1 protein-coding gene is annotated in these 409 nt (G+C 72.4%); it reads right to left on the bottom strand.

Annotated features, from left to right (window positions below; genetic code table 11):
• The coding region (locus tag GL263_RS27875; RefSeq protein ID WP_182858478.1) for a hypothetical protein at positions 1–337 on the bottom strand (337 nt) is incomplete at its 3' end.
• Positions 338–409: the final 72 nt, after the last annotated feature.

Here is a 409-nt window from a genome sequence, read left to right on the forward strand (position 1 = left end):
GCGTGGCGTCGTGTTCGGCGACGACCTGGCGGACGTAGGTGCGGAGCTGGGCGCGTTCGACGGTCTCGCAGGTGGTGTCGGCGAGGCGGGCGTCGAGGAAGTCGAGCGCGCCGAGCACGTGCCTCACGGCGGTGAGGACGGCGACCGGTGGTGCCGGTCTGGGCAGGCCGGCTATCTCCGCCTCGAAGGCGGCGAGCGCGGCGTCGGTGCGGGTGATGAGCTCGTCGGGGTAGCGGTGGGCGAGTGAGGCGTTGGCGTGGGTGAGGCGGCCGAGGGCGACGTCGCGCGCCTGCTCGGCGACCTGGTGGTGCCATATGGCGGAGGGTCTGAGTGCCATGACAGAGACGGTACCGACTCGCACTGACAGTGCCGAGGGGCCGATCGGGGTGTGGTGGACGCGGGAGGGGAG

This window comes from Streptomyces durbertensis, assembly GCF_014156695.1.
Lineage (GTDB): Bacteria > Actinomycetota > Actinomycetes > Streptomycetales > Streptomycetaceae > Streptomyces > Streptomyces durbertensis.